The following is a 14,305-nucleotide window of genomic DNA, read 5'->3' as shown; positions in this document are numbered from 1 at the left end:
GCGGCTTGCCGACGGCGGCCGGCCGCTGGGAGTATCCGGAGTACGCCACCGGAAAACGGCGGAACCCATTGCGGCTTCCGGCACCGGGAACGGAAACATTCGGGGGATGACTCGGGGGATGACGGTCACGACGGCAACGTGGAGCGGCGTGGGCGGCCTGCTCGGCGACCGGGCGGCCGGTGACCCCACGGCGATCGCCGTGGCCGACGGCCGGACCCGGCTGAGCTACGCGGAGCTGGACGCGCGCAGCGACGAAGCCGCCGCCCGGCTGGCCGCCCGGGGTGCCGGGCTCGAGACCCGGGTCGGGCTCCTCGTCGGGCGCGGCGTGGACATGGTCGTCGCGGTGTTCGCCGTCCTCAAGGCCGGGGCCGCCTACGTCCCGCTCGATCCGGACCACCCGCCGGACTACCGGGAGGCACTCCTGGCCGACGCCGGGGCCACCCTCGTGCTGACCCAGCCGGACCTGGCGGACCGGATCCCGTCCCACTGCGAGCCGGTGCTCGTCGCGGGCGGTGAAACCGGAACCGCGGTCCCCCCGCGGCCGCGGATCCGGCCGGACAACCTCGCCTACGTGCTCTACACGTCCGGCTCGACCGGGCGGCCCCGGGGCGTGCTGGGCACCCACCGTGGCCTGAGCCGCCTGTTCGCCGCCCACCGCACGGGCCTCTTCGAGCCGGCCGCGGGCGGGCGGCGGCTGCGCGTGGCGCACACCGCGGCGCTGTCCTTCGACGCGTCCTGGGTGCCGTTGCTGTGGATGCTGGCCGGCCACGAGCTGCACGTGGTGGACCGGCCCACCCGGCTCGACCCGCGGGCGACGGTGGCCGCGCTGGCGGCCGCGCGCGTCGACGTCCTCGACGAAACCCCGTCGTACCTCCGCATGCTGCTCCTGGCCGGGTTGCTGGACGGCCCCGCGCGGCCACGGGTGGTCGTCACCGGTGGCGAGCCGGTCGACGCGGATCTGGTCGCCGCGCTGACGGCGGCCGGGGTGCGCGTCCACAACGCGTACGGCACCACCGAGACCACAGTGGACAGTCTGGTGTGCCGGGCGGAGCCGGCCGGGGGTGCGCTGCTCGGCAGGCCCGTCGACGGGACGCGCGCCCGGGTCCTGGACCCCGGTCTGCGGCCGGTGCCACCCGGTGAGGCGGGGGAGCTCTGCCTGGCGGGGGACGGGCTCGCCCGCGGCTACCTCGGCCGGCCGGGGGCGACCGCGGCCGCGTTCGTCGCCGACCCGGCCGGGCCGCCGGGCTCGCGGATGTACCGCACCGGCGACCGGGTGCGCGGCCGGGACGACGGGCTGCTGGACTTCCTGGGCCGCGCCGACGGGCAGGTCAAGATCCGCGGGATCCGCGTCGACCCCGCCGAAGCCGAGGCGGCCCTGCTGGGCCACCCCGAACTGGCCGCCGCGGCGGTGGTGGCGCGGCGGGACGGCCGGGACGCCGACCACCTGGTCGCCTACGTCGTGCCGGTGACTCTGCCAGCCCCGCCGGCTGCCCGGTTGCGGGCGTTCCTGCGCGGCCGCGTGCCGGAACACCTGGTGCCCGCCCGGTTCGTCGAGCTGGCCGAACTGCCGCTGACGATCGGCGGGAAGGTCGACCGGCGCGCGCTGCCCGCCCCCGGAAGCCACCCCGGAGAGGACGTCGCTCCCCGCGACCCGGCGGAAGAACTGGTCGCCGGGATCTGGCGCGAGGTGCTCGGGGTGCCGCGGATCGGCGTCTCGGACGACTTCGTGGAGCTGGGCGGGGACTCGATCCTCGCGATGCGGGTGGCCGGGACGCTCAACCGGCGGCTGGGCACGGCGCTGCCCGCCCAGGCCGTGTTCGAGCACCGGACGGTCGCCGGGCTCGCGGCGGCGATCCCCGCCGCCCACGCCGGGCGCGCCCCGGCGCGGACGGCGCCGGGGACCGCGCTGCCGCTTTCGTCCGGGCAGCAGCGGCTCTGGTTCCTCGACCAGCTCACCCCGGGCGGCGCCGAGTACAACACCAGCGCGGGTTTCCGGCTGCGCGGGCCGCTGTCCCTGGACAAGCTCGGAGCGGCGCTGACCGCGCTGGCCGAGCGTCACGAGTCCCTGCGCACGACGTTCCCCACGGTGGAAGGGCGGGGCGTGCAGGTCGTCGGGCCACCGGTCGCGGTCCGGCCGGACGTCCGCGCGGTGGCCGCGTCCGACGTCGACCGCGAACTGCTCGCCGAGGTCCAGCGGCCCTTCGACCTGGCCCGTGGCCCCCTGTTCCGGGCGACCGTGCTCCGGCTGGGGGAGGACGACCACCTGCTGGTGCTCGTGCTGCACCACATCGTCACCGACGGCTGGTCGATGGGCGTGCTCGCCGGCGAGCTCGGGCTGCTGTACTCCGGCAGGGAGGCCGAGCTGCCGCCGCTGCCGCTGCGCTACGCCGACTTCGCCGCCTGGCAGCGCGACCGGCTCGCCGGTCCGGAGCTGGACGACCGGATCGCCTACTGGGAACGGCAGCTGTCCGGCGTCCCGGCGCTGGAGCTGCCCACCGACCGCCCGCGGCCGGCGGTGCGCGGGACGGCGGGTGCCGCCCACCGCTTCACCGTGCCCGCGGCCGTGACCGCCCGGCTGGCCGAACTCGGCCGGGAGCGCGGCGCCACGCTGTTCATGACCCTGGTCGCGGCGACGCAGGTGCTCTTCGCGCGCTACACCGGCCAGCGGGACATCGCGCTCGGCACGGTCACGGCCGGCCGGTCCTGGGACGAGCTGGCGGACCTCGTCGGGTTCTTCGTCAACACCATCGTGATCCGGTCCCGCCTCGACGGCGAGCCGTCCTTCACGGACTTCCTGGCCGGTGTCCGCTCGACGGTGCTCGACGCGATGGCCCACGACGAAGTGCCGTTCGGCCGCCTGGTGGAGCTGCTCGCGCCGGACCGCGACGCGAGCCGGTCGCCGCTGGTGAACACGATGGTGGCGCTGCAGAACGCGCCGTCGCCGGCACCCGCGATGAGCGGCCTGGCCGTCGAGGAGGTCGACCTGCCCCGGCAGGCGGCGCAGTTCGACCTCACGTGCGAGTTCGAACCGCGGGACGGCGGCCTGCGCACCACCCTCGAATACAGCACCGAGCTGTTCGACGCCGGCACGATCCGGCGGCTGGCCGAGAACCTGCTCGCCCTGCTCACGGGCATCGCCGAAGATCCCGGGCGGCGGCTGTCCCGGCTGCCGTGGCCCGCGCCGGCACAACGGCGCGCGCTCCTGGAAGTGGGACGCGGGACGCCCGAGGGACCACACCGGACCATGCTCGACGTCTTCGCCGAGCGCGTCCGCGAGCGCCCGGACGCGATCGCGGTGACCTGCGCCGGCACGGCTCTGACCTACCGGGAGCTGGACACGCGGGCGAACCGGCTCGCGCACGGCCTGATCGGCCACGGCGCCGGACCGGACGTCCGGATCGGCCTGTGCGTGCCGCGGGGCGTCGACGCGATCGCCGGGATGCTGGCCGTCCTCAAGGCCGGCGCCGCCTACGTCCCGCTCGACCCCCGCTACCCGGACGAGCGGCTGGCGCTGCTGCTGGCGGATTCCGGGGTCTCGACGGTGCTCGCGACGCGGGCGGTGCGCGACCGGGTGCCCCGCGGGGCCCGCGTGCTGGTTCTCGACGACGGCTCGGAGCGCGGCCGGCCCGCCGAGGCCCCGGCACCGCGGGTCCGGCCGGCGAACCTGGCTTGTGTGCTCTACACCTCCGGTTCGTCGGGCCGGCCGAAGGGCGTGCTGATCGAGCACCGCTCGGTGGCCCGGCTGTGCGCCGGCCCGTTCGCCCGGCTGCGCCCGGACGACGTCGCGTCGCAGTACGCGCCGTTGTCGTTCGACGCCTCGACGCTGGAGATCTGGGGCGCGCTGCTGTCCGGCGCCCGGCTGGCGATCGACACCGAAGACGTGCCGTCGGTCGAGGCCCTCGGGACGTTCATCCGCGCCGAGGGTGTCACCTCGCTCTGGCTGACCGCGGGGATGTTCCACGAGGTGGCGGCGGCCGACCCCGGCGTCTTCAAAGGTCTGCGGCGGCTGGTTTCCGGCGGGGACGTCCTGTCGCCGCAGCAGTGCGCCACGGTCCTGCGCCGGTGGCCGGACCTGGAGCTGGTCAACGGCTACGGACCCACCGAAAGCACCACGTTCACCTCGTGTCATCGCGTCCGCGCCGCCGACGACGACGGGCGGCCGGTCCCGATCGGGCGGCCGGTCCCCGGAATCCACTGCCTGGTCCTCGACCGCGACCTCGCGCCGGTGCCGGCCGGGGTCCCCGGCGAGCTGTACATCGGCGGCGGCGTGGCGCGCGGCTACCTCGACCGGCCCGGGCTGACGGCCGACCGGTTCGTGGCCGACCCGTTCGGCCACGGCACCCGGCTCTACCGCACCGGCGACGTCGTGCGCTGGCGCGCTGATGACACTGTGCGCTGGCGCGCAGACGAGTGGGTGCTGGACTTCCTCGGCCGGTCCGACGACCAGGTCAAGATCCGCGGCTTCCGGATCGAGGTGGGCGAGGTCGAGGCGGCGCTGCGGCGGCACCCGGACGTCGGCGAGGCCGTCGTGGTGGTGCGGGAGGACACCCCCGGCCGCAAGCGGCTGGCCGGCTACGTCGTGCCACGCCGCCCGACCGAGGCGAGCGCGCTGCGGGAGTTCCTCGGGAAGAGCCTGCCGGGCCACCTCGTCCCCGGCGCTCTCGTGCTGCTCGACCGGTTCCCGCTGACACCGCAGGGCAAGATCGACCGCCGGGCGCTGCCGGCGCCGCGGCCCGGGGCCGGCCGGGCCCACACCGCGCCGCGCGGAGCGGCCGAAGAGCTGCTGACCCGGGTGTGGGCCGAGGTGCTCGGCGTCGAGCGCGTCGGGGGTGAGGACAACTTCTTCGAGCTCGGCGGGGACTCGATCCTCGGCATCGAGGTCGTGGCGCGCGCTCGGCAGCTCGGGCTGCGCCTGAGCGTCAAGGACATCTTCCTCCGGCAGACCCCGGCCGCGCTGGCCGCGGCCGCCGTGTGGGAGGCACCGGCGGCGCAGGAGGCACCCCGGCCGTCCGGCCCGGTTCCGCTGTCGCCGATCCAGCACTGGTTCTTCGCGACGATCACCGAGCACCCGGCGCACTTCACGCAGTGGGTGTCGGCCGACCTCGTCCCGGACACCGACCCGGTGGCGCTGCGCACCGCGGTCGAGGCGCTGGTCCGCCACCACGACGCCCTCCGGCTGCGCTTCCGGTGCGTCGACGGCCAGTGGCGGCAGGAGTACACGGAAACCGTGCCGGAGGAGGTGTTCCGCACCGGCAGGGTGTCCACAATGGACTTCTTCGAGCTGGACGGCGGTGGCCTGTTCACGGCGGTGCTGGACGGTTCCCGCCTGCTCCTGGCCGCCCACCACCTGGTCGTGGACGGCGTCTCGTGGCGGATCCTCCTGGCGGACCTGCGGACCGCCTACGAGGCCGCCCGCGCCGGCCGGCCGGTGGAGCTGCCGCCCCGGACCACCTCGTTCGGGGACTGGTCGCGCCGGCTGGCCGAGCACGTCGCCTCGGGCGGGTTCGGCGAGCAGCTCGCCCACTGGCGGCGGGCCGCCGACGGCGCCGAAGCGGCACCCGACGGCCGTCCGCTGCCCCCTCGCGAGGTGACCGTCCGGCTCGACGCCGGGCCGACCACGGCGTTGCTGCGGGACGCCCCGGCCGCCTACCGCACCCGGATCGACGACCTGCTGGTGAGCGCGCTCGGACGGGTGCTCGCCCGGTGGAGGGGGCACGACCGCGTCGTCCTCGAGCTGGAAGGCCACGGCCGCGAGGACGTCTTCGGTGACCTGGACCTGTCCCGGACGGTCGGCTGGTTCACCACGCTCTACCCGTGCGCGCTCGACATCCCAGCCGACGGCGGCTGGGGCGCGGTGCTCAAGTCGGTGAAGGAGAACCTGCGCGCGGTGCCGGACCGCGGGCTGGGCTACGGCGCCCTGCGCCACCTCGGGGACGCGGCCCTGCCCGAGCCCCGGCCGGTGGCGGCGTTCAACTACCTGGGCCGGTTCGATCTCGCCGACGGCGAGCCGTACCGCGCGGCGCCGTCCGTGGTCGGCCTGGACCGCGCCGCCCACCCGACCGGCGCCGCCCGGCTGGACGTCACCGCGGCCGTCACCGGCGACGGCGAACTGGAGTTCGAATGGACGTACTCCCCGGGCGCGCACGAGGAGCGGACCGTCGCCGGGCTGGCCGGTGAGGTGCTCGCGGCGCTCGAGGAGATCGTCGCCCACTGCGCGGACCCGGCGGCGGGCGGCGCCACCCCGTCGGACTTCCCGCTCGCCGCGGCGGACCAGGCCGAGCTCGACCGGGTCATCGGCGACGGCAGGCACGTCGAGGACGTCTACCCGCTGACCCCGATGCAGGCGGGCATGCTGTTCCACAGCCTGTCGGAACCGGGCACCTACCTCGAACAGCTCTCCTTCACGCTGAGCGGTTCCGGTGACCCGGCGGCGCTGGAGCGCGCCTGGCGCCGGGCGGTCGCGGAGATCCCGGCGCTGCGCACCGCCGTGCGCTGGACCGGCGTGCGCGAGCCGGTGCAGGTGGTGCACCGCGCCGTGACGCTGCCGGTGACCGTGCACGACTGGCGCTCGCTGCCCGAAGCCGGCCAGGACGCCGCGCTGCGCCGGGTGCTGGCCGCCGACCGCGCGGCGGGGCTGGACCCCGCGGTGCCGCCGCTGATGCGGGTGACGCTGATCCGGCTGGGCGACGCCCGGATCCGGACGGTCTGGACGTTCCACCACGTGATCCTGGACGGCTGGAGCGTGTTCGAGGTGCTCACCGACGTCCTGGCGCACGTGACCGGGGTGCCGGCCCGGCGGCGCCGTCCGTTCGCCGACCACCTGGCGTGGCTGGCCCGGCAGGACGCGGTGGCGGCCGAGGCCCACTGGCGGAAGGTTCTTTCCGGCCTCACGCCCACCCGGCTGCCGTTCGACCGGCCGCCGGGCCGGGCCCACCGGACGCAATCCACGTCCACTGTGGACCGCGAGCTGTCCGCAATGGACTCCGGACGGCTGGCCGCCTTCGCCCGGCGGCACCGGCTGACCGTCAACGCCGTCGTGCAGGGCTCGTGGGCGCGGCTGCTCGCCCGCCACGGCGGCGACCCGGACGTCTGTTTCGGAGCGGTGGTGTCCGGCCGCCCGCCCGAACTGCCCGACGCGGACTCGATCGTCGGCATGTTCGTCAACACCGTGCCGGTCCGCGTCACGGTCACGGAGACCGAAGACCGGCCGGGCTGGTTCCGGCGGCTGCAGGCCGGCCAAGCCGAGGCCCGCCGGTTCGGGCACGTCTCGCTCGCCGCCCTGCGCCGCTGGAGCGGGCTGCCCGCCCAGGTGGCCCTCTTCGACAGCATCGTCGTGTTCGAGAACTACCCGTTCGACCGGGACAGCCTGGCCGCGCGCGGGCTGCACGTGGCGGAGCTGTCCGCGGTCGAGGTCACCAACTACCCGCTGACCCTCGTCGCCCACGGCGGCGCGCGCGAAGACGAACCGCTGACGCTGCGGCTCGGCTACGACCCCGCGTTGTTCGACACCGGCACGGTCGAGGCGCTGGCCGGTGAACTGGCGGACCTGCTGCGGGAACCGGCGCGGGCGGCCGCACCCCCGCGTGACCTGCCGCCCGCGCGGCCCGTTCCGGTGCGCGGTCCGGGAGACCGGGCCTACCTCGCGCCCCGCACCCCGACCGAACGGGCGCTGAGCCGCATCTGGGCCGAGGTGCTCGCGGTGGAGCGGGTCGGCGTCGACGACGACTTCTTCGCGCTCGGCGGCGATTCGCTGCTCTGCCTGCGGGTCACCGCCCGCCTGCGCGCGGACTTCGGCGCCGCGCTGCCGCCGCGGGCGCTGTTCGACAACCCCACGGTCGGGGCGCTGGCCCTGCTGCTGGAGCCCCCCACGCCCGAACCGAAGGACTACGAGCTGTAGGAGGTCGGAGCCGGTGCGCAACGACGACGTGGCGATCATCGGGGTGTCCGCGCTGCTCCCGGGCGCCGACGGGCTGGACGGCGTGCACGAGCTGCTCGCCGAGGGCCGTGACACCGTCCGGCAGCCGGATCCGGAACGGTTGCGGGACAACGGCTTCCCGCCGGACGCCGACTACCTGCCGATGGGCTACCTCGACCGGATCGACCGGTTCGACCACCGGTTCTTCGGGGTGCCGCCGGCCGAAGCGGCATGGATGGACCCGCACCAGCGGCTGATCCTGCAGCTGGCCCACGAGGCCCTCGAGAACGCGTGCTACGCCCCCCAGGCCTTGCGGGGATCGCGCACCGCGGTCGTCCTCGGGGACGCCCGGTCGGACTACGAAGAGCTCTTCGAAGAGGAAGACCCGCAGCAGATCCTGGGCATCCTGGGGGCATCGCTGGCGGCCCGGATCAGCTACCGCTACGACTTCACCGCGCCCGCGCTCGTCCTCGACACCGCGTGCAGCGGCAGCCTGGTCGCCGTCGCCCACGCCGTCTCCTTGCTGCGCGGCGGGGCCGCGGAACTGGCACTGGCGGGCGGCATCAGCGTCCGGCCGCTGCCGATCCGGGAGGCCGGGCACATCCCGGTCCGGGGCGTCGAGTCGCCCGAGGGCCGGTGCCGCCCGTTCGACGAGAAGGCCACCGGCGCGGTCGGCGGCGAAGGCGGCGGGATCGTCGTGCTCAAGCCCCTGCCCGCCGCGCTCGCCGACGGCGACCACGTGCACGCGGTGCTGAAGGGCGTCGCCGTCAACCACAACGGCTACCGGATGGCCAGCATGAGCGCGCCGAGCCGGGAGGGCCAGACCGAGGTGATCACCGCGGCCTGGCGCGACGCCGGCATCGACCCGGCCACGCTCGGGTACGTCGAGTGCCACGGCTCGGCCACGCCGCTCGGCGACGTCGTCGAGGTCGAGGCCCTGCGCCAGGCGTTCCTCGATGCCGGTGTCACCGGCCCGGGCTGCGTGATCGGCTCGATCAAGGGCAACGTCGGGCACCTCGACAACGCCGCCGGGCTGGCCGGGCTGGTCAAGGTGCTGCTCAGCGTGCGGCGCGGCGTCCGGTACCCGACCGCGCACTTCGAAACCCCCAACCCGCTGATCGACTTCAGCGGCCCGGTGCGGGTCAACCCCGCGTTCGGCCCGTGGGACGGCGAAGGGCCGCGGCGCGCGGGCCTGAGCTCGTTCGGGCTGACCGGGACCAACGCGCACGCCGTCGTGGAGGAGCCCCCGCCGGCTCCGGCGCCCGTCGAACCGCCGGGGAGCGACCGGCTGGTGACGGTTTCGGCGAAGTCGGCGTCCGCGCTCGCCCGCTACCGCGACCGGCTCGCCGAGTTCGCCGAAGAGAGCGGGCACGGGGTGCTCGCCATCGGCCACGCGATGAACCGGGGCCGCGACGACCACCCGTTCCGCATCGCCGTGGTCGCCGACGAACCCGGCACCCTCGCCGCGGCGCTGCGGTCGGCCGCCGTCCCGGACGCGCCCGCCGCGGACGACCCGCCGGTGGTGCTGCTCTTCTCCGGCGACGGCGGCGTCGAGCCCGAGGTCTGGCGCGAGCTGTGCGACCGGTGGCCGGTCCTCGGCGACGATCCGCTGCCCGAAGAGCCGGGGCCACGGCTGGTCGCCGTCCACCACGCCCTGTACCGGCTGGCCCGGTCGCTGGGCATTCCCGGCACCCACCTCGTCGGTTCGGGCGCGGGCAACCTGTCGGTGCGGATCGCGCGCGGCGAACTGTCCCTTGTGGACGGGTTGGCGGCCGCGGCGGACCGGCCCGTCGGTCCGGAGCTCGACTCCGGACGGCTGGCCGAGGCGGTGCGCGGGTTCGTCCGCGACGGCGCGGTGCTGGTCGAGCTGGGTACCGGCGGCGTGCTGTCGCGGAGCATGCGCCGCCTGGCGCCCGAGCTCGGCTGCGTCGAGCTGATCGCCGGTGGCGGACGGCGGGCGGTGCTGCGGCAGCTCGCGTCGCTCTACCGGCTCGGCGTCCGGCTCGACTGGGACCGCCACTACGACGGCGTGGCCGTGCCGAGGATCGAGGCGCCGACGTACCCGTTCGAGGGCGTCCGCTGCTGGTGCCGCCCGCCGGGCGCCCCGTCCGTCTCCCGCCGGGCCCGGGTCCCCGAACCGGTGGCCGTGCCGCAGGGGGACACCGAGCGCCGGGTCGCGGAGATCTGGGCGCGCGCGCTGGGCGAAGACGGGCTCGGTCCGGAGTCGGACTACTTCTCCCTCGGTGGGACGTCCATCGCCGCGATCACCGCGCTGCGCACCATGGAACGCGACTTCGGCGTCGGGCTGACGTTCGCCGACCTCTACGCCCACCCGAGCGTGCGGGACTTCGCCGCCCGCATCGAGGCAGCGCGCGCCGAGCGCGGCCCGTCCGCCGAGGTCCCGGCCGTGGCGGTGCTGCCGCGCGGGGGCCCGCTGCCGCTGTCGTTCGGCCAGGAACAGCTGTGGTACCTGGACCGGCTGAACCCCGGCACCGCGCTCTACAACATCCCCCACGACCTGCGGTTGTCCGGCCCGCTCGACGAGGCCGCGCTGGCGGGCGCGGTGGACGACCTGGTCGCCCGGCACGAGATTCTGCGCACCTGCATCCCCAGCGACGACGGCGTGCCGTTCGTCCGGCTCGTCGAGACCCCGCCCCGGCTCGTCGTGCGCGACCTGAGCACGCTGCCCGAACCCGCCCGGCACGAGGCGGCGCACGAGCTGATCGAGCTGGAGGCCGTCCGACCGTTCGACCTGGCCGCCGGGCCGCTGATGCGCGTCACCCTGCTGCGCCTGGCCGAGGACGACCACGTCCTGGTGTGGACCTACCACCACATCGTCTTCGACGGCTGGTCGCCGACGGTGTTCTTCCGCGACTTCTCCGAGCTGTACCGGGCGCGGTTGGCCGCCCGCGAGCCGGAGCTGCCCGAGCTGCCGTTCCAGTACGCCGACTTCGCGGCCTGGCAACGGGAGCGGCTGACCGGCGAGACGCTGGAGCGCGGCCTGGAGTTCTGGCGCGCCGAGCTGGCCGGCCCGCCGGTCGCGGAACTGCCGCTGGACCGGCCCCGCCCGGCGGTCCAGACCTTCGAGGGCGACCTGGTGGAGTTCACCGTGGACGCGGCGGCCGCCGAGGCCGCCCGCCGGTTCAGCCGCGAGCACGGCGTGACGACGTTCGTCACGATGCTCGCGCTGGTCGACGCCCTCCTGCACCGCTGGGCCGGGCTCACCGACGTCGTCGTCGGGGTGGGCACCTCGGGCCGGACGCACCCGGCGACGCACGACCTCATCGGGTACTTCAACAACCTGCCGCCGTTCCGCACGCGCGTCGACGGGTCTCTGTCGTTCACCGACCTGGTCCGGCGCTGCGCGGACACCGTCGCGAAGGTGCTCGACCACGAGGAGATCCCGCTGGAAAAGATCGTCTCGGCGGTGTGCGGGCCGCGCGAGCCCGGCCGCCAGCCGCTGTTCGACGTGGCCTACACCTACCAGAACGTCCTGCAGGACACCGCGGAGCTCGGCGGCCTCGGCTGCTCGCAGTACTCCGGCAGCGGCCGGATCGCCGGGATCGCACCGGGCACCGCGAAGTTCGACCTGACCGTCGGCGTGGTCGACCAGCAGGACGGGCCGATGGACGGGTACTTCGAATACGCGACGGCGCTCTTCGACCGGGAGACGGCGGAGGCGCTCGCCCGCCTGCTGCCGGGCCTGCTCGACGTCCTGCTGCGCGAACCGGACGTCCCGCTCAGCGCCGTCGCGGCCCTCGACGGCGAGCCGCGCCCCGCCACCACCCATCGGAGCAGTGAGCCCACCATGACCGAACATTCCTTTGTGGACAGTGAGACGCTCGGCCACGCCGAACGGGTCCTCACCACGCTCTGCGCGGACCTGCTGACCGACCACCCGGTGTCGCCGAAGGACAACTTCTTCGACCTCGGGGGCGATTCGGTCCTCGGCGTCCGGGTCGCCGCGCGGGCGGCGAAGGAAGGCGTCCACTTCACCCCGCAGCAGCTGCTGCAGTGCCGCACCCTCGGCGAACTGGCGCGGGCGGCGGTCGTCGACGGCCCGGCCGCGGTGCCGGTGCCGACGGCGGTCTCGGCGGTGCCGGCGGTGCCGGAGCCGGCCCGGGCGATCCCGCCGACCCCGATCATGCACAGCTTCCTGCACCGGCTGCCGGACGAGGCCGGGGACTTCGTCGACGTGCACACGGTGGAAACCACGCCCGAGGTCGGCGCGGCCGCGATCCGGACGGCGGTCGGGCACCTCCTGGCGATGCACGAACCCCTGCGCTACCGGTTGCGGCGCAACGCACTGGGCACCCGGCTCGAGGTCGGGACCATGACCGTGGCGGACGTGTTCGACGCCGTGGTCCTCCCGCCGCTGAGCGACGACGAGGAGCTCGCCATCGTCTTGGACGACTGCCAGGCGATGAAGGCGGAGATGGACCCCGCGCGCGGGCCGCTGTTCCGCGTCCGCCACTACGACCGCGGCCGCGCCCGCGGCGGCCTGCTCGTGTTGCTGGTCAACCACTTCGTCTTCGACAACATGTCCACTGTGGTCGTCCTGGACGACCTCGACGTGCTGCTCGGCGACCTCACGGCGGGCCGGACCCCGGACCCGGCGCCCCGGCCACCGCGGTGGCGCGAGTGGGCCGAGCACCTGCGGGCCATGGCGACCTCCGACGAGCTCGCGGCGGAGCTGACCTACTGGACGGCGACCCTGCGGGCCGGCGCGGACGCCGGGACGATCGGCAGCCCGCCCGGCGACGACATCACCAGCCGGACACTGGAGCACCCGGAGCTCGCGCGGGTGCTGTCCGCCGGGGCCGCGCACGGCCGCGAGGCGGCGCTGTGCGCGGTGGCGTGCGGCCTCGCCCGCTGGCAGGACACGCCGAGCGCGTTCATGATGACGGAGGGGGAGTCGACCCCCAACCCGTTCCGGCTGGCCGGCCGCGGCCCGTCGGTGGGCTGGTTCACCACCCTGCACCCGCTGGTCCTGCCGGTCGAACGGGGGACCACGGCCCGGGACTGCCTGCCGGAGATCGCCGACCGCATCCGGTCCGTGCCGAACGACGGCGTCGGCTACGGGATGCTGCGTCACCTCTCGCCGGACTCGCCCGGAACCGCCCGGCTGCGCGCACTGGGTGAACCGGAGGTCCTCGTGCTCCACGGGCCGAGCGACGCCCGCGCGTTCGACTCCGGCGTCCGCCTGCTGCGGACCCGCTGGGACCTGTCGCTGAGCCTCAAACGCGCGGTCGCGTCGTGGTTCCCGCTGGTCGTGACAACCGCGGTGCGCGAAGGCGCGCTGCGGCTGGCGGTGGCCGGTGGCGTCGGCCAGGACCGGATGGACGCCCTCGCCGACGAGATCATGGGCGCCTTCGAGGAGCTTTCCCCTGCGGCGATCACGTGATCGCCCTCGCCGCGTCGGCGTGGTACCTGCCGGAAACGTCCCTGGCCGTCTCGGAGCTGCCCTCGCTGTCCGATGCCGAACGCGCCACTTGCGACGCGCTGGGCATCGACCGCGTGCCCGCCGACGACACGCTCACCGCGGCCGACCTGGCCGCAAGGGCGGGCCGGCGCGCGCTCGCCACCGCCGGCCTCGACGCCCGCGACGTCGACGTCGTCCTGACGGTGGAGCCCCGGGCGCCGCAGACGCTGGTCAGCTCGGAAGCGACCCGGCTGCAGGAGATGCTGGGCGCCGGGCGGGCGATGGCGTTTTCGGTCGGCGGCCTCGGCTGCGCGTCGCTCACCCCGGCCCTGCTCGCCGCGAGCGGGCTGCTGCGCGCCGACCCGGACCTGGCGAACGTGCTGGTACTGCACGGAAGCAAGCCGGCGACCCCGGGCCGCTACCGCCATCCCGTCACGGTCAACGGCGACAGCGGAGGCGCGCTGCTGCTGGGCCGCAGCGGCCCGGTCCGGATCCGGGACATCCTGTTGGAGACGAACGGCGCGTACGCGGACCTGTTCCACGTCGAGTACCGCGACGAGCCGTTCCCGCGCTGGCGGGAGGAATGCACCGACCAGGCGGCGTACTCGTTCCGGCTGGCGGTGGAGACGCGCAACCGGCTGCGGTCCCTGGTGACCCGCCTCCTGGACCGCAACGGCCTCGCCCCGGCCGACATCACGTGCTACCTCACGCAGAACCTGTCGACGGCCGCGTTCCGAAACTGGTCGGAAGCGATCGGCGCCCCGATTTCCCCGGTGTGCCCGGAGAATCTGGCGCGCTATGGCCACCTCGGCCCGAACGACGTGTTCTTCAACCTGTCGAGTGTGTGTGAGAAGGGCCAGTTCACCGACGGCGACCGCGCGGTCCTGCTCAACATCAGCCCGGCCGCGGCCTGGAGCGCGCTGCTGGTGACCACCGGTGGCGGCACGGACTCGGCCCGCGAACTGTGA

General features: G+C 75.1%; 3 protein-coding genes. All 3 read left to right on the top strand.

Going from position 1 to position 14,305, the window contains the following annotated elements; all coding sequences use genetic code 11:
• The first annotated feature begins 106 nt into the window (after positions 1–106).
• From CF165_RS30410 to CF165_RS30400, 3 genes are read left to right on the top strand one after another with little or no spacing between them, the layout of a single operon-like run.
• A complete protein-coding gene (locus tag CF165_RS30410) occupies positions 107–7,897 on the top strand; it encodes a non-ribosomal peptide synthetase (protein WP_240521864.1) in 7,791 nt (2,596 codons plus the stop codon).
• A gap of 13 nt (positions 7,898–7,910) precedes the next feature.
• A complete protein-coding gene (locus CF165_RS30405; RefSeq protein ID WP_093951028.1) occupies positions 7,911–13,319 on the top strand; it encodes a condensation domain-containing protein in 5,409 nt (1,802 codons plus the stop codon).
• On the top strand, positions 13,316–14,305 hold the full coding sequence (locus tag CF165_RS30400) for a 3-oxoacyl-[acyl-carrier-protein] synthase III C-terminal domain-containing protein (protein WP_093951027.1): 990 nt from the start codon (positions 13,316–13,318) through the stop codon (positions 14,303–14,305). Before CF165_RS30405 ends, CF165_RS30400 begins: the two co-directional genes overlap by 4 nt.

The sequence above is a fragment of the Amycolatopsis vastitatis genome, assembly GCF_002234595.1.
GTDB classification, from domain to species: domain Bacteria; phylum Actinomycetota; class Actinomycetes; order Mycobacteriales; family Pseudonocardiaceae; genus Amycolatopsis; species Amycolatopsis vastitatis.
Note: the sequence above shows the minus strand (reverse complement) of the source record. Positions and strands in the feature narration are given on the sequence as shown.

What these genes read in the sequence shown, in the direction of transcription:
- CF165_RS30410 (WP_240521864.1), top strand. Translation starts at nt 107, where the DNA reads ATGACTCGGGGGATGACGGTCACGACGGCAACGTGGAGCGGCGTGGGC.